Genomic DNA, 20769 nt, shown 5'->3' with positions numbered 1-20769 from the left:
TTCGGAGCGGACGGCGTCGCGTCATCCGGGAACGGCGCATTCCGGACATCCGTTCACGCAAACCTGAAGGGAGGATTCCATGAAATTTTCACGCCGACGTTTTATTGCAGTCACCACCGTGCTCGCTTCCGCGCTCGCCGTTGGACGCCGCGCGACGGCGGCGGATGCCGGTGCCGGTGTCGTGCAGGAAACCGATGCGAATGCCCAGGCGCTCGGCTACAAGGCGGATGCCGGCCGCGTCGATCATGCGAAGTACCCGAAATTCCACGCGGGCGACGCCTGTGCGAATTGCCAGTTCTTCCAGGGCAAGGCCGGCGCCACGACGGGGGCGTGCGCGATTTTCGGCGGCAAGCAGGTCAATGCGAAAGGCTGGTGCAACAGTTATACGAAGAAGGCGTAGCGAGGGAGGGATGGGCTGGCGAGCCGCGGTCTTGCGCATTCAGCACCTCGCCGGTGTCGGGAATCACGCTTTCCACATCCTTCGGGCAGGTTGGTCTCGCGAGCGCTTGTGCGCAACCCCGCCTTCGCTCGCCGGTCTTTGCTTCCATGCGGGGCTTGGCTGGACCTTTGTCGCGGCACCCGACCCGTTGCCACCGTTCGACCCAGTGCGGAGACCCGGGTAGGTCCGACACTGGAACAGTCATTCGTATGGCGTCTCAACTGGCACAAGCCACTTCACGCAGGTCACTTGGAGCCACAAGCTCGTCCCGCGTGACGACGGTACGATCCTGCCAGGATCGGACTCGCGGCCGCTCACGCGCACCCGCAACGCTGCGCAACGCTGCGCGCCGGTAATCGCGCTGTGTCCAAGGAGCAGTGCATTGCGCAGTACGGCCGGGTCACCGGACAATGCACGTTCACCGGCGATTCCGACGAAACGCCCAGTGATTGCGATTGCGATGAGTATCCGTTTGCGGCAACCAATCAGAGCGCGAAGACCGGCACGTTCTCGGTCAAGCGCATCGACGCCAGCGACAATCGTCGCGCTGGCGCGTTGCTTGGCGATTTTTTCCGCGCGCAGCGCGTGCTGGACGCCGACGAATTCTACGTCGACGGTGAACCGGCCGGTGCTTCGCCGGCGTCGAAGCGACGCTGATTCGCCACGCCGCATCTGATCGACCGCGCACATCGTTCCGGGCTGATTGCCGACGATGTGCGCACCCAAACCGTATTGACATGACGATGACGAACGACCCTTCACCGATGCCGGCGTGGCTGGCAGACGCTTATCGCCGTTGCGCCGACGCGGTGCCGGGCGGCATGCGCGTCGAGACCGTGCCGGTCGAGCAGGCTGGCGGACGCGTGCTTGCGCAGGCCGTGACCGCGCCCGAGGCGCTGCCGCGGCTCGCGCTCGCGGCGATCGAAGGCTATGCGCTGCGCGCAACCGACGCGGCACACGCATCGCCCGTGCGGCCGGCGATGCTGAATGTGCGGCTGCAGTATCCGATTCTGATCCATCGCGGCGGCGATCCGGTGGCGCGGGCTTTGTCGGCGGGCGCTGCCGAATGGCTGCCGGCGCTCGCGCCGTTACCCGCGCACGCGGACACCGTGGTGCCTCGCACGCGCAATCGCGCCCCCGACGGGCAACAGCATGCGCGGCTCAAACTCGACGCGCCGCCGGTCGAAGGAGAAGGTGTGATCGCGCGTGGTTCGGATTACGCATGGGGTGCCCTGTTGCTCGACAAGGGGCAGCGCATTGACGCGGAACAGCAGGCGCTGCTGATTGCCGCCGGCGTGCGTACCGTCGAGGTAAGCCGGCGGCCGCGCGTGTGCGTGGTCGTCGCGAGCTACGACCTCGTGCCGTCCGGCTGCGAGCGGCTGCCGTGGCAGCGTCCCGACGCGAACGGCCCCTATCTGCACGCGCTCCTGAAGCAGTGGGGCTGCGACGTATCGCTCGAATATGTCGCTCCGCCGGACATGACCTTGCCTCCGCTGCAATCCCACGATGCCGAACTGGCATTTCGCCGCCAGCTTGCCGCGCTTGCGCAGCGCTACGACCTGCTGGTCGGCACGGGGGTGTTGGGGAATGATCCGCACCAGGACGCCGCGTTGAACCGGTTGCCGGTGTTTCCGTACAGCGAGGCGCGCGTGACGCTGCAGCAGGTGCGCGCGGCTCGCTTCAATTTTGGACGCAGCGAGAATCGTTCGCCGGCGCAGCGCCGCACGTTCGAGTTGACCGATGCGGCGGGCCGGCCGCGCGGATCGCGCGTCGTCACCTATTACGACCAGGCGACGCTCGTCAACCTGCCGGGCTACCCCGGCGAGGTCGCGATCCTCGCGCACACGATTCTGCGTCGGCTGATCGATTTGCTGGAATTTGCGGACATGCCGGGACCGTACTGGGAGACGGGCGTACTTGGCACGCAGATATCGCGCGATCCAGTGCTGAATGACCTCCGCTGGGCGAGGCTCGCGGCGGGCGCGGCGGGTGAGCCGGTCGTGACGCCGCTGGCGGGCGAACGGCCTGATGCGCTCGGCGCGCTCGCCGGAGCCGATGCGCTCGTCGCGGTTGCGGCGGGGGCGACGCCGCTGGCAGCGGGCTCGCCGGTGCTGTTCATGCGGCTCGACCAGCCGCGCCGGCCCCCGCGGGCTGTGCGCGCGGCGGTGGACGACACGCAAGCGGTTCGATCTCCAGCGGTGGACGAATCGCCCCCGGCAGCTTCCGATGCAACGCGAGCGGATGCGACAGGCGCTGCAGCCGCACCATCGCCGGACACCACGATCGCGGCGTCCTGGTCGCGTCTCGACACATGGCGGCGCACGCTGCCGGCCGATGCACCGGCGCCTTTCCGCGGTCCGGCGAGCGACGATGATCTGCGCGCGCTCGAGGCGGGGCTCGGCGTGGCGTTGCCGGAGGCGTGGCGAGAGAGCCTGATGTTGCACGACGGACAGGAAGCCGGGCGTACCGAACCGTTTGGCGGCGAGACGCTGCTGTCCGCTCGGCAGATCCTCGCGCAGTGGTCCATCTGGCGCGACCTGGTCGCGAGCGGCGATCTGGCGGGCTACGAGGGCGAGCCGGAGCCGGGCATTCGCGGCGACTGGTACAACCTGAAATGGATCCCGCTCACCCACAACGGCGGCGGCGACCATCTGTGCGTCGATCTCGACCCGGACAAGGGCGGCCGGATCGGCCAGGTGATCCGGGTGTGGCACGACAGTCCCGAGCGTGAGCACGTGGCGGACGGCGTGGGCGAATGGTTGGCGCGGGTGGTGCCCGGCTGACGCGTCGCTTGGTGACGGCCGAAAGAGGCGCGGGAGGGCCGACGAGATGTGGCGAGTGGATTACCTGTATCAGCCGGAATTCGATCCGACAGGTAGTCGGGCCGTCAGAGAAGAAGCGGTCGAGGAGAATCGGGCTTCGCTTTGGCGAGTGCCGGTGAATTGAGGAAGGCACGCAGCGACTCCTGCCGGAGACACGGCCTTCGACAGGCAACGAAACTCAAACGCGGCTTTTCGTCTCCCGGCGACGCAGGTCAATGATGAAGCAGCGGGAACGCCACGAGTCCAATGACGGCGGCGGCGGTCACGATCACCGGTTCCTGCAATTTCTTGAAACGCCACAGCAGCAGCACCGTGGCGACGGCGAGCAGCGCAGTCGGGATATCGACGATCGATCGCTTCGCGATGACGAGAACGGAGCCCGTAATCGCGCCGACGGCTGCGGCGGTGATGCCGTTCACGAACGCCTTGACGCCGGGCCGGTGCCCGTATTTCTTCACGTAAGGCGCGGGAATGACCGTGAACAGATAGCAAGGCAGGAACGTGCCGAGAGAAGCGACGAGTGCGCCCGGGAATCCCGCGACCAGATACCCGATGAAGCCGACGGTGATCACGACCGGGCCGGGCGTGATCATCGCGACCGCGACGGCATCCACGAACTGCTTGTCGTTCAGCCAGTGATGCTCGGTGACGACGCCGCCATAGAGGAACGGCACGATCGCGAGCCCGGAGCCGAACACGAACGCACCTGCCTTCATGAAGAAGGCACCGATCTGAACGAGCTGCGGTAAATCGATGCCGCTCAGCCACCCGCTAGCCGCGGGAAGATGGGCAGCGGCAACGGCATTCAGGCCGCCCTTGTGCAGCCACTTCGGTGGAGCACGCCACAGCCAGCCGATCAGGCCGGCGGCGACGAACAGCCACGCGATTTCCGATTCCGTGACGAAGGTCACCGCAGCCAGGGTCAGGAAGATCGCCCAAAGGAGCTTGTCGTTGCCGACGGTCTTGGTCGTGAGCTTGTACGCGCTCATCGCGATGATGCCGACCACCGCGGCGCCGACGCCGTAGAAGACGGCCTGCATCCACGACAGCCCGCCGAAATGCGCGTACGCGAACCCGAGCGCGACCACCATCAGGAACGACGGCAGCACGAACGCGAAACCGACCAGCGTCGCGCCGAGGAGGCGGTAGTGGACGAAGCCGAGATAGATCGCCAACTGGGCCGCCATCGGCCCCGGTGCGAGCTGTGCCAGCGTGAGGCCTTCCTTGTAGTCGGCCTCCGTGATCCAGCCGCGACGCTCGACCAGGTCGCGACGCATGTAGCCCGCGAGCGCGACCGGCCCGCCGAAACCCAAGGTGCCGAGACGCAGCATGTAGGCGACCAGCTCGCCCAGCGAGTAGGTCGGTTCGGTGGTGGCGACGGTAGTGGTCATGATCGGGCCGTGGTCTGGTTTTTGCCATTCGACGTGAAGTGCGCGTACAGGGCGTCGAGCACGGCGCCCATCTGCTCGAGTAACTGATCGTCGTTCTCCGTGCGCTGGCGCGTGCCGGCCATCACGGCCTCGAAGCCCACCGCTTCCGGCGCGGCGGGGCCGCCTACGTCGAGCGCGTGCACGATCTCGCCGAGCCGCATCAGCGCGGCGTCGTTTTCGAGCCCGAAACTGGCGAGTAGCACCTCGAATGTCACGCGCTCGCCGACGTGCGTGAACGTCGCACCGTCGAAATCGAAGCCGAGCGCATCGACCGGGCAATCCGCCGGCGCCGCCAGCCAGATGAAGCGGGCGCGTGCGTCGATGAATCGTTGGATCAACCATGCGCTCGCGACGCGATCGACCCACATCCGCTGCCGCGTCGCCCACGTGCGACCGTGGTACTCGTCAATCGCCAGCGGGCGAATGGCGCGGTCCGCGGCGTGCGGCTCGCCCGGCGACAGCACGGTGTCGACCAGCGCGACGAAATCCTGCAGCGCGACTTCGGCACGAGTGGCCGAATCGCCCGGGAAATAGTCGATCGCCCGGATGGCGTCGAAATCCTTGCGCAGGCGACGCAGCAGGCGGGTGAGTTCCGTGGGGGACTGCCCGGCCAGTGTCTTGCGCGCGTCGATGAGTGTTCGCGTGAAGGCCGCGTAGTCGTCGTCGCGGTCGAACAGCGCGCGGAATTCCTGTTCCTGTGACGGGTCGAGACTGGGCGCGCGCAACAGGTGGGCCGTGCCGCCGCTCTCGGCGATCGCGTCCGCGAGTTCGCGCAGGGTCGCTTCATGCTCTCCGGTGTACGGCAGCAGGTAGATGCCGTCGCGCAGCACCGCGCACCCCTTCGCCTTCAGCGCACGCCAGAACCGCATGCGGGCCGTCGCGTTTTCTGTCGGAAGGGTCAGAACCAGGAGTGACCAGATCGATAAGGTGTTCATGTAGCAAATGCTACTAATGCGTCACAACTTCTACAAGTTAACTTTTCGAGCGCTGCACGCGGGGGAAGGCTGCCCCCGTCGTCAGCCGGCGACGGGGGATTCGAATGGTGGGCGGGACGCGTCCATTACCGCTGCGAACCAGCATGCGCCCGGTCGCCTGTTCGGCAGGCGCCGTCGCGCAAGCGAGACGTGGGGAAGGGGGAATCAGGAGTGGGGGATCGATCGGCGTGACTGCCGCGCACGCAGACACCCCTGCCGGTGCGACGGCATGAACGCTTTCTTGGTGCGGTACGTGCGGTAAACGTGCGCGGCGAGGCGTTTATTCCTGGGGTCCGGCTGCATCGGACGGACAGCGGCGACCGACAGCGGAATCCGGGTGATCCGAGATTTCAGGGTGCCCGTCATCGCGCCATGCCATGCCGGCAGGCGTCTCGCCCCCTCGCCAGCCGCCTGCCCATGACGGCGCCAGGGTCGTCATGGAAAACTGTATGAATATACAGTATAGTGTCCGTCGCAATCGAGCCGCACACGTGCAACCGTTGCGGCCCGTGCGCCGCGCCTGCGGGCATCCGCCGCAGCGTTCCGGCACCGAGCACTCTGGCTAACTCATTCAGACGGGCAGGCAAATTGTCATCCAGCAATCTGATCCGCATTCGCGGAGCACGTCAGCACAACCTCAAGAATCTCGATCTCGACCTGCGTACCGGCGAGATGACGGTCGTCACCGGCCCGTCGGGCTCCGGCAAGTCCAGCCTCGTGTTCGACACGCTGTACGCGGAAGGCCAGCGGCGCTACGTCGAGACGTTCAGCGCGTACGCGCGGCAGTTCCTCGACCGGATGGACCGCCCGCAGGTCGAACGTGTCGACGGCGTGCCGCCGGCCATCGCGATCGACCAGACCAACCCGGTGCGCAGCTCGCGCTCGACCGTCGGCACGATGACCGAGCTGAACGATCACCTGAAGCTGCTGTACGCGCGCGCGGCCGAGCTGTTCGACCGCAAGACCGCGCGGCAGGTGCGGCACGACACGCCGGAGACGATCTACGCGGAGCTCGTCGCGCGCACGCAGGCGGACGATCCGCGCGTCGTCGTCACGTTCCCGGTCGAGCTGCCGGAAGCGGTGTCCGACGAAGAAATCGCGCAGTGGCTGTCGGCGAGCGGCTATACGCGCGTGCAGGCGCAGCGCGAGGTCGCGTCGCCCACCGGGCCGCGCAAGGTGCTCGACGTGGTGGCCGACCGCTTCCGCGTGCAGGGCGCCGACAAGGTGCGCGTGGTCGAGGCGATCGAGGCGTCGCTGAAGCGCGGCGGCGGGCGCGTGAACGTCTATGTGCTGCCGGCCGACGCCGGGAGCGCGGTTGCCGAGCCGCAGGTATGGCGCTTCTCCACCGGGCTCCACGATCCCGACAGCGACCTGCGCTACGCGGAGCCGCAGGCGGCGCTGTTCTCGTTCAATTCGGCATACGGCGCATGCGAAACCTGCCGCGGCTTCGGCCGCGTGATCGGCGTCGATCTCGGCCTCGTGATCCCCGACGCGCGCAAGACGCTGCGCGGCGGCGCGATCAAGCCGATGCAGACCCCGGCCTGGAAGGAGTGCCAGGACGACCTGATGCGCTACGCGGCGAAAGCCGGCATCCCGCGCGACACGCCGTGGTCCGAGCTGTCGGACGCCGAGCGCGACTGGGTCGTCAACGGGTCGCCGGACTGGAACGGGAAGTGGCAGAGCCAGTGGTACGGCGTGAAGCGCTTCTTCGGCTATCTCGAGTCGAAAGCGTACAAGATGCATATCCGCGTGCTGCTGTCGAAATACCGCAGCTACACGCCGTGTGACGTGTGCGGCGGCGCGCGCCTGAAGACGGAATCGCTGCAATGGCGGCTCGGGTCGAAAGAAAATGCAGACGGCGTGCTCGCGCCGGCCGGCCGCTTCATGCCGCGCGGCGTCGACTGGAGTCGCGCGCAGCTCGAAGCGCTGCCGGGCCTCACCGTGCACGACCTGATGCTGCTGCCGATCGAGCGCATTCGCCGCTTCTTCGACGACATCACGCTGCCGAGCGCGCTGCTCGACGATGCGCTGAAGCTGCTGCTCGCCGAGGTGCGCACGCGCCTGAAATACCTGTGCGACGTGGGGCTCGGCTACCTGACGCTCGACCGGCAGAGCCGCACGCTGTCGGGCGGCGAGGTGCAGCGGATCAACCTGACGACGGCGCTCGGCACGTCGCTCACGAAAACCCTGTTCGTGCTCGACGAACCGAGCATCGGCCTGCATCCGCGCGACCTCACGCGGATCGTCGAGGCGATGCAGCGGCTGCGCGACGCGGGCAATACGCTGGTCGTGGTCGAACACGATCCGTCGGTGATGCTCGCGGCCGACCGGCTGATCGACATGGGGCCCGGCCCGGGCGAGCGCGGCGGCACGATCGTCTACGACGGCACGCCGGGCGACATCCGCTCCGCGCATACGCTGACGGGCGAGTATCTCGGCGGCCGCAAGCATGTCGCGCATGCGTCGAACTGGGCGCGCCGGGTGGTCGACGCGAACACGCCGCGCATCGTGCTCGAAGGTGCGAGCGAACACAACCTGCGCGACGTGACCGTCGAGATCCCGCTGCAGCGGCTCGTCTGCGTGACGGGCGTGTCGGGGTCCGGCAAATCCACGCTGCTGCAGGACGTGCTCTATCCGGCGATGGCGCGGCACCACGGCAAGGCGACCGAGTCGCCGGGCGCGTATCGCAGCCTCACGGGCGCCGACCAGGTCGGCGACGTCGTGTTCGTCGACCAGTCGCCGATCGGCAAGACCACGCGGTCGAACCCGGCGAGCTACGTCGGCGCGTTCGACGAGATCCGCAAGCTGTTCGCGAAGGTGCCGCTCGCGCTGCAACGCGGCTACGGCGCCGGCACGTTCAGCTTCAACTCGGGCGACGGCCGGTGCCCGACCTGCGGCGGCTCGGGCTTCGAGCACATCGAGATGCAGTTCCTGAGCGACGTCTACCTGCGCTGCCCGGATTGCGACGGCAGCCGCTACCGTGCCGAGATTCTCGAAGTGCGCATCGAGCGCAACGGCCGCGCGCTGAGCATCGCCGACGTGCTCGACCTTACCGTCAGCGAAGCGGCCGCGTTCTTCGCGACCGACGCCGAGGTGCTGCGCGTGCTGCAGCCGATCGTCGACGTCGGCCTCGAATACGTGAAGCTCGGCCAGCCGGTGCCGACGCTGTCGGGCGGCGAAGCGCAGCGGCTGAAGCTGGCCGGCTTCCTCGCCGAATCGGCGGCGGCCGTCAATGGGCGCCGGGTCGTCACGGAAGAAGCGCGCATCGCGCGGGCGAAGCTGTTCATGTTCGACGAGCCGACCACCGGGCTGCACTTCGACGACATCGCGAAGCTGATGCAGGCGTTCGGCAAGCTGCTCGCGGCCGGCCATTCGCTGATCGTGATCGAGCACAACCTCGACGTGATCCGTGCGGCCGACTGGCTGATCGATCTCGGCCCGGAAGGCGGCGACGGCGGCGGCCTCGTGCTGTGCGCGGGTACGCCCGACGACGTGAAGGCCTGCGCCGAATCGCATACCGGCGTGGCGCTGCTGCAGTACGACCGCGCAATGGATGCCGAGCTGGCGCTCGCCGACGAAGGCAAGCCGCTGCAGGCCGTGCTGAACGCGGCGCGCGAGCGGCGTGCGATCGAAGGCGAAGACGTCGTGCGGATCGTCAATGCGCGCGAACACAACCTGAAGGCGCTCGACGTCGACATCCCGCACGGCAAGTTCAACGTGATCACCGGGGTGTCGGGTTCCGGCAAGTCGACGCTCGCGTTCGACATCCTGTTCCACGAAGGCCAGCGCCGTTACCTCGAATCGCTGAACGCGTATGCACGCTCGATCGTGCAGCCGGCCGGCCGCCCTGAAGTCGATGCGGTGTACGGCATTCCGCCGACCGTCGCGATCGAGCAGCGGCTGTCGCGCGGCGGGCGCAAGAGCACGGTCGCGACCACGTCCGAAGTCTGGCACTTCCTGCGGCTGCTGTACGTGAAGCTCGGCCTGCAGCATTGCATCCACGACGGCACGCCCGTCACGTCGCAATCCGTCGAATCGATCGCCGCGCAGTTGCTGCGCGATCATCGCGGCGAGCACGTCGGGCTGCTCGCGCCGCTCGTCGTCAACCGCAAGGGCGTGTATACGGATCTCGCGAAGTGGGCGAAGGCGCGCGGCAGCACGCATCTGCGCGTCGATGGCGAGTTCGTGCCGGTCGATCCGTGGCCGAAGCTCGACCGCTTCCGCGAGCATACGATCGAGCTGCCGGTGGCCGACATCATCGTGTCGCCGGACCACGAGGCCGAACTGCGGCGCGTGCTCGACGAGACGCTCGAGCTCGGCAAGGGCGTGATGCATCTGCTCGCGCCGCTCGACGGGCTGCACCACGCGATGCAGAACGATCATTCGACCGCGCGGGTCGGCACGGTCAAGGTGCTGTCGGTCAAGCGCGCGTGCCCGGTGTGCGGCACGAGCTACCCGGAGCTGGACCCGCGGATGTTCTCGTACAACAGCAAGCATGGCTGGTGCACGACTTGCGTCGGCACCGGCGTCACGCTCACGCGCGAACAGCGCGCCGCGTATGACGACACGGTGCTCGCCGGCGATGATCGCGGCCGCGAGCAGACGCTGCCGTCCGACGAGCAGGAGCCGGAAGGCGTGGGCAACGAGCCGTGCCCGGATTGCCACGGCACGCGGCTGAACCCGTCCGCGCGCGCGGTCACCTTCGACGCGCATCCGATCGTCGAGGTCGCGCAATGGACGGTGTCCGACACGCGCCGCTGGATCGACGGGCTGGAACTGACGGGGCGCGACGCGCAGATCGCACGCGACATCGTCAGCGAGATCGGCAGCCGCCTCGCGTTTCTCGAGGAAGTCGGGCTTGGTTACCTGAGCCTCGATCGCGCGGCGCCGAGCCTGTCGGGCGGCGAAGCGCAGCGCATCCGGCTCGCCGCGCAGCTCGGCAGCAACCTGCAGGGCGTCTGCTACGTGCTCGACGAACCGACGATCGGCCTGCATCCGCGCGACAACCAGATCCTGCTGGACGCGCTGCGCAAGCTCGGCGACAAGGGCAATACGCTCGTCGTCGTCGAGCATGACGAGGACACGATCCGCCGCGCCGATCACATCATCGATGTCGGCCCGGGCGCCGGCAAGCGCGGCGGCACGCTGGTCGCGCAGGGCGCGGTCGCGGATCTGGCCGCGCAGTCCGATTCGGTCACGGGGCGCCTGCTCGCGCAGCCGATGACGCACCCGCTGCAGCCGCGCCGCAGCGTGAGCCTGCCGGGCAAGCAGGGTGGCGCCGCGGTGCCGGACGCGTGGCTGACCGTGCATGGCGCGCGGCTGCACAACCTGCGTGACGTCACGGTCGGCATTCCGCTCGCGCGGCTCGTCGCGGTGACGGGCGTGAGCGGCTCGGGCAAGTCGACGCTCGCGCGCGACGTGCTGATGACGAACCTGCTCGACGCGGTCGGCCGCTCGGTACTGTCGTCGCCGGCCACGCGCCGCGCACGCAAGGCCGCGCAGCAGGACGCGCCGGCCACCAACCGCCGTTCGAGCGTGCTCGCGCGCAGCGCGCCGAGGCCGTCGCTGAACGTCACGCATGCGTGGCAGGGCTGCGAATCGCTGAGCGGCTGGGAGCAGATCGACCGCGTGCTGGAAGTCGACCAGACGCCGATCGGCAAGACGCCGCGCTCGTGCCCGGCCACCTATATCGGCGTATGGGACACGATCCGCAAGCTGTTCGCCGATACGCTCGAAGCGCGGGCGCGCGGCTACACGGCGTCGCGCTTCTCGTTCAATACCGGCGACGGGCGCTGCCCCGCATGTGAAGGACAAGGCGTGCGCACGATCGGGATGAGCTTCCTGCCCGACGTGAAGGTGCCGTGCGACGTGTGCCACGGGCAGCGCTTCAACCCGGAGACGCTTGCCGTCACGTGGCGCGGCCGGAACATCGGCGACGTGCTGACGATGGAGATCGACGAGGCGGTGGAATTCTTCGCGCCGATCTCGAACATCGCGCATCCGCTGCAGCTGATGAAGGATGTCGGGCTCGGGTACCTGACGCTCGGCCAGCCGTCGCCGACGCTGTCGGGCGGCGAGGCGCAGCGCATCAAGCTCGTCACCGAGCTGACGAAGGTGCGCGACGACATCACGCGGCGCGGCCAGAAGGCGCCGCACACGCTGTACGTGCTCGACGAACCGACGGTCGGCCTGCACATGGCCGACGTCGCGAAGCTGATTCGCGTGCTGCACCGGCTCGTCGATGCGGGGCACAGCGTCGTCGTGATCGAGCATGACCTCGACGTGATCGCGGAAGCCGACTGGATCATCGATCTCGGGCCGGAAGGCGGCGTGGGCGGCGGCACGATCGTCGCGGCGGCGCCGCCGGAAGCGCTCGCGCAGGTGAGCGCAAGCCACACCGGGCAGGCGCTCAAGCCGGTGCTGGCGCGAACGGGGTCGGACGAAGGCGAAGCCGAGCGCGAGGGCGAAGCGCGAGTAGGGTGAGCGCGACGCTGCGTCTCGACGGCTCCGGTGCCGGGCGGTGAGTTCCCCCAGCTGACTTGCCAGCGGCTGGGGGGCACCGCGATCCGGCTCATGCACCCCTCGTCGAGGGGTGTTTTCTTTTGGTGCCGCGACATGCGCCCGGCCGACCGGTTGCGTCCATTGTTAATCCGGCTCGAATAGAGAGTTGGAAGCAGGGGGATAAGAGAAAGCGCGCCCGATGGTTAGGATGAGTGCCGTTGTCCGGCGGACGATCTCCCGATCGTCCCATCATTCTCGAACGCATCAGGAGTGCAATCTTGGCGACCTATATCGTCTTCACGCATGAAAGCACGCAGGATCAGCAGGAACTCGATCTCTACCAGGACAAGGTCGGCGCGACGACCGCCGGCCACCCGTTGAAGGTGCTGGCCGCGTATGGCCCGCAGGAAACGCTCGAGGGCGACGGCCCGGAAGGGGTGGTGATCGTCGAGTTTCCGTCCAGGGACGCCGCGCACGCATGGTATGGCAGCCCGGCATACCAGGCCATCGTTCCGCACCGCTTCAAGGGCGCACGCTTTCGGGCCGTGCTGGTCGAAGGCGTTTGACGGGGCGTGAGTCTCTTGTCGACCGTCGCGGCGAGTCTGCCTCCGGCGTGACGGTCGTGTCGCTGTTCAAGGCCTAGCTGGGTTTCCCGGCCGCACTGTCACGCAAGGTGTTGAAGCGCGAGCCGTCGGCGCCGTATCGCCCGGGCGCCCCGATTTCGCCGGTCGATCCCGACGCGGTGCACGCAGGCCGAGGCCGCGTGCGCGCAACCGCTCGACGACCGCCAACGGGCGTCGAACCGCCCAGCCTCGATCGCGCATTCCATTATGGATGCGCGCGTCATATCCATAGAAGAAATGACCGCAACGGGTCAGTCGCACGTTCTCCATAATCGACGACGCATGTGAAGTCGTCAGTCCCTTCCACGCTTTCTCGTGACCGCTTGAATCCGATGGGCTCGACCTTTTCGAGGTCGAGCGCGATGTCTCATTTCCTTTCGATTTTCGACTGATTGCGAAGGACACGAAAGTGAGCAACGTACGCATTGATCATATTGCCTTCCTGACAGCGGGAAACTACCCCGGCGAAGACGCAGCGGAGGGATTCGAGCGAGCGCTCGACCTGTTCCACGCGGGCGAGGCGCTCGGCTACGACGGCGCCTGGATACGGCAACGCCATCTCGAGCGCGCCGTCTCGTCGGCCGCGACGTTTCTCGCGGCGGCGAGCCAGCGCACGACGCGGATCGGGTTGGGCGCGGCGGTCATCCAGATGGGATACGAGAATCCGTTCCGGCTGGCCGAGGACCTCGCCACCGTCGACGTGCTGTCGCGCGGGCGGCTCAACGTCGGGCTCAGCGCTGGCGCGCCGATTCACGGGGCGCTGCTGGGCGAACGGCTGTTCGACACCGATCCGGAACGGGTCGACTTCTCGCATGCCCGCGTGGCCCGGCTGCGCCGCAATCTGGCCGGCGACTGGCTCGGTGACGAAGACACGTTCGTGGAATCGGCTGCGGGCAAGGTCCGGCCGCGCGTGAGCCCCTTCGCACCGGGCTTGACGGGGCGGCTCTGGTACGGCGCAGGATCCGCGCGCTCGGCCGAATGGGCGGCCCGTAACGGCTTCAACTTGCTGATCGCCAACGTGACCACGGGCGAGGGCACCGACAATTATCTCGACGCCCAGTTGCGGCAACTGGCGCTGTATCGCGACCATTGGCATGAAGCCCACGCACCGCGTATCTCGCTGGGCCGTGTGATCGTCCCGACCGACAGCGCGAGCGCAAAAGAGCGCGAACGCTATCGCGCGTTTGCAGACGGGCGTCATGCCCGCACGCTGGCGCCGCAGGGCGAGCGACGCACGCTGTACGCGCCGGATCTGGTCGGCCCCTCGGACGAAATCCTGGAGCGGCTGCTGGCCGATCCGGTGGTCGGACAGGTGCGGGAACTGCGTGTCGAACTGCCCTACAACCTGCCGTTCGAGAACTATCTGCAGATCCTCGACGACGTCATCACGCGTATTGCACCGGCACTCGGCTGGCGTCCCGCCGATCGGCACGAACAAGCGGCGGCCTGAGCGGCGGCGCGGGTGCGCACCGGTGGGGCGCGCCGCGTAGTCGCGATCGATTATTTCCGCGAACCGGCGATGATCGCCTCGGCCGCCCGAATCACTGGAAGATCGACCATCCGGCCGTCCAGGCTGAACGCGGCGCCGCCGTGTTTCGCGGCTGCGTCGATCACGCGGCGCGCCCATGCCTGCTCGTCTTCCGAATAGCCCATCGCATCGTTCACGCCGGCGACCTGCGCCGGGTGGATGCACAGCTTGCCGCCGAAGCCGAACGCGCGCGCACGCCGCGCATCGGCCGTCAGACGCTCGGCATCGTCGGTGCGCGTGGTCACGCCGTCGATCGGTGCGGGCAACTGCGCGCGGCGCGACGCAGCCACGAGCGCATTGCGCGCAAAGGCCAGCTCCGGCTCGTCGGGCGTCGCGCGCATGCCGAGGTCGAGCTGGAAATCCAGATGCCCGAACGCGACACGCACGACCTGCGGGTCGCGCGCCAGCGCGTCGGCTGAATCGAGCCCGGCCAGCGATTCGATCAGCGCGACGAGTTGCGCGTGCTCGCCGAGCCGCTCCGCAACCTTGCGCAGCGCGCCCGCATCTTCGGACTTCGGCAGCATCACGGCCACGCGTTGCGCGGCCCAGTCGCGCAGCAGCGCGATGTCCGCGTCGTGCCAAGGCGTACCGACCGCGTTCACGCGCACGACGGTGCGCGCACGCTGCTCGGCCGTCAGCCGCGGCAGGTGCTGCGCAAGCTGCGCGCGTGCGTCGTCCTTGCTGTCGGGGCTGACGGCATCCTCGAGGTCGACGATGATGCAGTCGGCACCCGAATCGAGCGCCTTCGCGAAGCGCTCGGGGCGGGTGGCCGGCACGAACAGCAGGCTGCGCGCGTGACGGACGGGGGAAAGGGGCTTGGACATGGCTCAGATCACGCCGGCGGCGCGCAGTTGTTCGATATCGGCGTCGGTGCGCCCGAGTTCATGCAGGATGGCCGCGCTGTGCTCGCCCAGCGCGGGTACCGCGTCCATGCGCACGTCGAAGCTGTCGATCGTCGCGGGCGGCAGCAGCGCCTGCAGTTCGCCGGCCGGCGAGTCGATCGTGCGAAAGCGCTGGCGCGCGTGCAGTTGCGGATGCGTCCAGAGATCGCCGATCTGGTTCACGGCGGCGTTCGCGATCTGCGCTTCGTCGAGGCGCGCGATCACGTCCTGCGCGGTGAGGGAGGAAAACGCCTGTTCGATCACGGCCTTCAGTTCCGCACGGTGTTCCGAGCGGTGCACGTTGGCGTCGAAGCGCGGATCGGTCGCGAGCGCCGGGTCGCGCAGCACGACGTCGCAGAACGCCTTCCATTCGCGCTCGTTCTGCAGGCCGAGCATCACGACGCGGCCGTCGCCGGCCTTGAACGGGCCGTACGGATAGATGGTCGCGTGCGCGGCGCCGTTGCGGCCCGGCTGCTGCTGGCCGTCGTATGCGTAGTACATCGGGAAGCCCATCCACTCGGCCAGCGCCTCGAGCATCGAAATTTCCACGTGCGAGCCGATGCCCGTGACGCCGCGCTGCAGGAGCGCGCTGAGGATGCCCGTGTACGCATACATGCCCGCCGCGATGTCGGCGATTGAAATGCCGGCCTTGCAGGGCTCGTCGGCCGTGCCCGTGATCGACAGGAACGCCGCCTCGCTCTGGATCAGCAGGTCGTAGGCTTTCTTGTCGCGGTAAGGGCCATCGGCGCCATAGCCCGAGATGTCGCAGACGATCAGCCGCGGGTGCTTCGCGTGCAGCGCATCGAACGACAGGCCCATGCGCGCGGCCGCGCCGGGCGCGAGGTTCTGCACCAGCACGTCGGCCTGGGCGACGAGTTCGCCCAGCACCTCCTGCGCGGCCGGTTGCTTCAGGTCCAGCGTGAGGCTTTCCTTCGACCGGTTGGTCCACACGAAATGCGACGCGAGACCGCGGGTGCGGTGATCGTACGCCCGCGCGAAATCGCCCACGCCGGGGCGCTCCACCTTGATGACGCGGGCGCCGAGGTCGGCGAGCTGGCGCGTGCAGAACGGCGCGGCAATCGCGTGTTCGAGCGTGACGACGGTCATCCCGCTGAGCGGGCCGGGTTGAGCTTTGCGAGCTTGCATGGTCGGATCGTTATTCCAGTTCGGCGCTGGCCTGCATGGCCAGCTGCCCTTGCGGGCCGCGCGCCCACAGGCGGGCGGCATGTCCTTCGAGCTTGCCGTTCACCGTGAACGGCGCGGTGTCGAACAGCGGGCTGACGGCCTTGAACTCGAAGCGGCGAATCGTCTTGCCGGGGTGCGTGCGGCGCAGTTCCTCCAGCAGCAGCATCGCGATCAGCGGGCCGTGCACCACGAGGCCCGGATAGCCTTCTTCCTGCATCGCGTAGGGCCGGTCGTAGTGAATCCGGTGGCCGTTGAAGGTGAGCGCGGAGAAGCGCATCAGCAGCACCGGATCGGGCGTGACGATGCGCGAATACTGTTCGTCCGTCGGCGCCGGGGCCGGCTGCGGTGCCGGTATGCCGGCAGTGGCAGGAGGCGGCGCGTCGCGGTACACGATGTCCTGTTCCTCGCGGATGGCCACGCCCTCGGCATCGCTCGTTTCGTGCAGTACGGTGACGAACACCAGCTGGCCGCTGCGGCCGGACTTGCTCTGCACGCTCAGGATCGTCGACCGGCGCTGCACGGGTGCGTCGACGGCCAGCGGGCGGAGGAACTGCAACCGTCCGCCGGCCCACATGCGCCGCGGCAGCGTGACGGGCGGCAGGAAGCCGCCGCGCCGCGGGTGACCGTCGACGCCGATGTTCGACTGCCGCTCGCCCGGCAGGAAGTACAGCCAGTGCCACAGCGGCGGCAGCGTCGCGGGGAGTTCGGATGGGTTCGCGTAGTCCAGTGCCGCCTGCAGCAGACGGACGGGGGCCCGGGTAATCCGGTCCGCGCTGTCAACGCTCCGGCCGACCCACGCGTCGAAGGATTCGGAAGGCTCGACACTCATGGTGTTGGGTGCTCGATGATTGAAGCGTCAGGCAGGCAGCCGGCGCCAGCATGTCGGGTGCCGGTCGCCATTGCCGTCAGCGTGCGTTGACCCGTTCGGGCATGGCCGCGAACAGGTCGGCTTCGAGGCTGTAGTCCGCCACGATGAAGATCGGTGCTTCGGGATCCTTGTTGATCGCGACGCTTACCGTCGAATCCATCATGCCGGCCAAATACTGGATCGCCCCCGAGATACCGACCGCGATGTACAGCTGCGGCGCGACGATCTTGCCGGTCCGGCCGATCGGGTACGAGCATCTTCATGGAGAGGAATCCTTCCGGAATCAGTAGGAGCGCGGGAGCTGCAGCACGTGCTCGGCCACATGCCCCAGGATCATGTTGGTGGAAATCGGCGCGACCTGGTACAGGCGCGTTTCGCGGAACTTGCGCTCCACGTCGTATTCGCACGCGAAGCCGAAGCCGCCGTGCGTCTGCAGGCATGCATTGGCCGCTTCCCAGCTGGCCTTCGCGGCCAGGTACTTGGCCATGTTGGCCTCGACGCCGGCGTTCTGGCGCGCGTCGATCTTCTCGCAAGCGCGCCAGCGCATCAGGTTCGCTGCCTCCAGCTCGATGAACGATTCGGCGAGCGGAAACTGGATGCCCTGGTTCTGCCCGATCGGGCGGCCGAACACCTTGCGCTCGCTCGCGTAGTCGCGCGCCTTCTCGAGGAACCAGTAGCCGTCGCCGATGCACTCGGCCGCGATCAGCGTGCGCTCGGCGTTCAGGCCGTCGAAGATCACCTTCAACCCCTTGCCTTCAGTGCCGAGCAGCGCGTCTTCCGGCAGCTCCAGGTTGTCGAAGAACAGCTCGTTGGTCTCGTGATTGACCATGTTGAGGATGGGGCGCACCGTGAGGCCGTTGCCGATCGCCTTGTCCAGCTCGACGATGAAGCACGACAGCCCGTCGCTCTTCTTCTGCACCTGGTCGAGCGGCGTCGTGCGCGCGAGCAGGATCAGCAGGTCGCTGTGCTGGACCCGCGAGATCCACACCTTCTGGCCGTTGATGACCCAGCGGCCGTCCTTTTTCACCGCCGTGGTCTTCAGCTTGGTGGTGTCGCTGCCGGTGGTGGGCTCGGTCACGCCCATCGACTGCACGCGCAGCTCGCCTGCCGCGATGCGCGGCAGATAGCGCTGCTTCTGTGCTTCGGTGCCGCTGAACACGATGGTGTTCATCACGTACATCTGGCCGTGGCACGCGCCCGAATTGCCGCCGGAGCGGTTGATCTCTTCCATGATGACCGACGCCTCGGCCATCGACAGCCCCGGGCCGCCGTATTCCTGCGGAATCAGCGCGGCCAGCCAGCCGGCCTGCGTGAGGGCCGTGACGAACGCTTCGGGATAGCCGCGCGCCTCGTCGATCTTGCGGTGGTAGTCGGCCGGAAACTGATTGCACAGGCTACGTACCGCGTCGCGGATTGCCTGGTACTGATCGGGGGCGGAGAAAACGGAGGCGCTCATGAATCGTGTCTCGTCATTGGCATGGGTCGAGTCCATAATAAGTTTTGATGGATTTCTTAAACAATAGAATTTCCTGATCGTCGAATCAGTTTTTGGTATCGAGGTATCCCGCGATGGATCTCAAGCAACTGCGCGCGTTCGTGACTGTGGCCGAAACGGGCAACGTCACCCGGGCGTCGAGCCTGTTGAATCTCGTGCAGCCGGCCGTGTCACGCCAGCTGCGCCTGCTCGAGGAGGACATGGGGACGGAATTGTTCGACCGCAGCCGCCACGGCATGCAGCTCACGTCGTCGGGCAAGACGATGCTCGAATACGCACGCCGCATCCTCAACGAGGTGGCGCGCGCCAAGGCCGAGATCCAGCCGACCGAGGGGCCGGTGGCGGGCATCGTGAGCATCGGGCTGCTGGCCAGCACGTCGGACCTGCTGGCCACGCGGCTGGCGGGCGAGGTGGCGCGGCGCTACCCGCACATCCGGCTGCGGCTCACGATCGGCTACGCGGGCCATCTGCAGGACTGGCTCGAAGCGGGGGATGTCGATGCGGCGCTGCTGTACGGGCAGAAGGAGACGCCCGCGCTGCACGTCAAGGCGTTGATCGACGAGAGTCTGTGGGCCGTCGCGGCGCCGTCGGCCACGCTGTCGCGCAAGCGGCCGGTGTCGCTGGATCGGGTCGCGCGCGAGCCGTTCATCCTGCCTTCCGCGCCGCAGGGCCTGCGCGCGGCGATCGAGCACGCGGCGGCCGAGGCGGGCGTGACGTTGCAGGTCTTCGCCGAAACCAATGCGCTGAGCGTACAGAAGGAACTGGTCGCGCAAGGCCACGGCTGGACGATCTTGCCGGCGGTCGGCGTGACGCAGGAGGTCGAGCGCGGCATCCTGAGCGCGGCACCGCTCGCGTCGCCGGGCGTCCGGCGCACGATCGTGCTCGCGGCGCCCAGCAGCCGGCAGGCCACGGCGCCGGTGCGCTGCGTGGTCGGGGTGCTGCTCGATTGCGTGAAGGCGACGTTCGACCAGGGCGACTGGCCGGATGCGCGCTGGCTGGGCTAGGGCGAGCGTGTTGTCGGGGTGAGCCGCCTCACGTGCGGTCTTACCCCGGCGGGACAGGCCGGCGCGCCGAAGCGGCCGTCCACCCGTGCACCTGGTGTGCCGGGCCGGGAGAGCGGGGAAACGCCCGTTTGACGTGCCGGATGAAGCCGAGCGTGCGCTGTCAGCGAGTCGGATTCCGTCGATCGAGATGGGTGCTCAATGTCGCCTGAACGCGTTCTCGAGCCTGGGTGTTGATCCTGGCATCCAGCAGCATGATCGCGGCGGCGACCAGGAAAATCACCAGGCTGACCGTCACGACGATACCGGCCAGCCACGGTGCGGGTAGGTTGGAGAGGGTTGCCGTCGCGTCGCTGCCTCGTTCGAAACTGGCCGCTGCCATGCCGCAATAGTGCATCCCGCACACGGCCACGCCCATGACGATGGCCGAGCCGATCTGGCGTGTTCTGCCGAATGTGCTCGGCCGGCGCAGGTCGAAGGCGAGCAACAAGGCGGCGCCGCTTGCCAGGATCGCGATGATGACGGACAGCACGACCAACCAGGGCTGGTATCGAATACCGGAGCAGATGCTCATTGCCTGCATGCCGAGATAGTGCATGCCGGCGACGCCCAGTCCCATGACGATTGCGCTGACGATGAGTTGCGGCCAGTGCAGCGCGAAGCGGGCGAGCGGGACGAAGCCGACGGCGGAAGCCGCAATCGCAATCAGCAAGGAAGCGACGGTGGTGGGAATATCGTATCCGACAGCCACCGGCAGGTGAAATGCCAGCATGGCGACGAAATGCATCGACCAGATGCCGAGCCCCATGATGCACCCGCCGAACGCGATCCAGGGCCAGATCGAACGATTCCCGATGAGATTCAGGCGATCGGAGATATTGAGTGCCGTGAACGATGCGAGGATCGAAAGCAGGCAGGAAAGTACGACGAGCGTAAGGTCGTAGGTGCCGGACATGATCGTTATTCTCGGTTATAGGCTTTTTGGTCGTTTGAGGGCGCCCTGTTTTTGCGAGTGCGCCATC

General features: G+C 67.6%; 14 protein-coding genes and 2 pseudogenes. 8 read left to right on the top strand and 8 right to left on the bottom strand.

Going from position 1 to position 20769, the window contains the following annotated elements; genetic code table 11:
- The first annotated feature begins 79 nt into the window (after window positions 1-79).
- From CFB45_RS35660 to CFB45_RS35650, 3 genes are all read left to right on the top strand, one after another.
- Window positions 80-400 (top strand): high-potential iron-sulfur protein, encoded by a 321-nt coding sequence (locus CFB45_RS35660; protein ID WP_089429791.1) that lies wholly within the window; start codon window positions 80-82, stop codon window positions 398-400.
- A 402-nt stretch (window positions 401-802) separates the two neighbouring features.
- The gene (locus CFB45_RS35655; protein ID WP_256978489.1) at window positions 803-1096 is read left to right on the top strand and encodes a NucA/NucB deoxyribonuclease domain-containing protein; all 294 of its coding nucleotides are present in this window, start codon (window positions 803-805) and stop codon (window positions 1094-1096) included.
- A gap of 80 nt (window positions 1097-1176) precedes the next feature.
- Window positions 1177-3222, top strand: a complete 2046-nt coding sequence (locus tag CFB45_RS35650; protein WP_089429790.1) for an SMI1/KNR4 family protein — start codon at window positions 1177-1179, stop codon at window positions 3220-3222.
- 251 nt (window positions 3223-3473) lie between these two features.
- Here CFB45_RS35650 and CFB45_RS35645 read toward each other — a convergent pair whose 3' ends face one another.
- Entirely contained in the window at window positions 3474-4652 is a 1179-nt protein-coding gene (locus CFB45_RS35645; protein WP_089429789.1) for a chromate transporter, read from the bottom strand.
- Window positions 4649-5626, bottom strand: coding sequence for a chromate resistance protein ChrB domain-containing protein (locus CFB45_RS35640; RefSeq protein ID WP_179255145.1), 978 nt, complete (start codon window positions 5624-5626; stop codon window positions 4649-4651). Before CFB45_RS35640 ends, CFB45_RS35645 begins: the two co-directional genes overlap by 4 nt.
- Before the next feature lie 627 nt (window positions 5627-6253).
- Between CFB45_RS35640 and uvrA the strand changes: the two genes are divergently transcribed.
- The 4 genes and pseudogenes from uvrA (at window position 6254) to CFB45_RS35615 (ending at window position 14239) form a co-directional block, all read left to right on the top strand.
- Window positions 6254-12148 carry an excinuclease ABC subunit UvrA gene (gene uvrA, locus CFB45_RS35630; RefSeq protein WP_089429786.1) on the top strand — a complete coding sequence of 1965 codons (5895 nt, stop codon included), beginning with the start codon at window positions 6254-6256 and terminating at the stop codon, window positions 12146-12148.
- Window positions 12149-12444: 296 nt separating this feature from the next.
- Window positions 12445-12732 carry a DUF1330 domain-containing protein gene (locus CFB45_RS35625; RefSeq protein ID WP_089429785.1) on the top strand — a complete coding sequence of 96 codons (288 nt, stop codon included), beginning with the start codon at window positions 12445-12447 and terminating at the stop codon, window positions 12730-12732.
- Between the two features lie 50 nt (window positions 12733-12782).
- Window positions 12783-12966: pseudogene (locus CFB45_RS39705) on the top strand (hypothetical protein); the annotation flags it as partial.
- A gap of 232 nt (window positions 12967-13198) precedes the next feature.
- Window positions 13199-14239 carry an LLM class flavin-dependent oxidoreductase gene (locus CFB45_RS35615; RefSeq protein ID WP_089429784.1) on the top strand — a complete coding sequence of 347 codons (1041 nt, stop codon included), beginning with the start codon at window positions 13199-13201 and terminating at the stop codon, window positions 14237-14239.
- A 50-nt stretch (window positions 14240-14289) separates the two neighbouring features.
- On the opposite strand, the gene CFB45_RS35610 is transcribed toward CFB45_RS35615, so the two are convergent.
- The 5 genes and pseudogenes from CFB45_RS35610 to CFB45_RS35590 form a co-directional block, all read right to left on the bottom strand.
- Window positions 14290-15141, bottom strand: a complete 852-nt coding sequence (locus tag CFB45_RS35610) for an HpcH/HpaI aldolase/citrate lyase family protein (protein ID WP_089429783.1) — start codon at window positions 15139-15141, stop codon at window positions 14290-14292.
- A gap of 3 nt (window positions 15142-15144) precedes the next feature.
- Window positions 15145-16344 (bottom strand): CaiB/BaiF CoA transferase family protein, encoded by a 1200-nt coding sequence (locus CFB45_RS35605; protein ID WP_089429782.1) that lies wholly within the window; start codon window positions 16342-16344, stop codon window positions 15145-15147.
- 10 nt (window positions 16345-16354) lie between these two features.
- The gene (locus CFB45_RS35600; RefSeq protein ID WP_089429781.1) at window positions 16355-17212 is read right to left on the bottom strand and encodes an FAS1-like dehydratase domain-containing protein; all 858 of its coding nucleotides are present in this window, start codon (window positions 17210-17212) and stop codon (window positions 16355-16357) included.
- A gap of 76 nt (window positions 17213-17288) precedes the next feature.
- Window positions 17289-17495: pseudogene (locus CFB45_RS35595) on the bottom strand (FAD-binding protein); the annotation flags it as partial.
- 39 nt (window positions 17496-17534) lie between these two features.
- The gene (locus CFB45_RS35590; protein ID WP_089430132.1) at window positions 17535-18707 is read right to left on the bottom strand and encodes an acyl-CoA dehydrogenase family protein; all 1173 of its coding nucleotides are present in this window, start codon (window positions 18705-18707) and stop codon (window positions 17535-17537) included.
- Between the two features lie 113 nt (window positions 18708-18820).
- Between CFB45_RS35590 and CFB45_RS35585 the strand changes: the two genes are divergently transcribed.
- The gene (locus CFB45_RS35585; RefSeq protein ID WP_089429780.1) at window positions 18821-19750 is read left to right on the top strand and encodes a LysR family transcriptional regulator; all 930 of its coding nucleotides are present in this window, start codon (window positions 18821-18823) and stop codon (window positions 19748-19750) included.
- Between the two features lie 160 nt (window positions 19751-19910).
- Here the strand turns inward: CFB45_RS35585 and CFB45_RS35580 are convergent, their stop codons facing one another.
- Window positions 19911-20702 (bottom strand): MHYT domain-containing protein, encoded by a 792-nt coding sequence (locus CFB45_RS35580; protein ID WP_089429779.1) that lies wholly within the window; start codon window positions 20700-20702, stop codon window positions 19911-19913.
- Window positions 20703-20769 lie beyond the last annotated feature (67 nt).

The sequence above is a fragment of the Burkholderia sp. HI2500 genome (genome assembly GCF_002223055.1).
In the GTDB taxonomy this organism is placed as follows: domain Bacteria; phylum Pseudomonadota; class Gammaproteobacteria; order Burkholderiales; family Burkholderiaceae; genus Burkholderia.
This window is presented reverse-complemented; position numbering and strand designations above follow the sequence as displayed.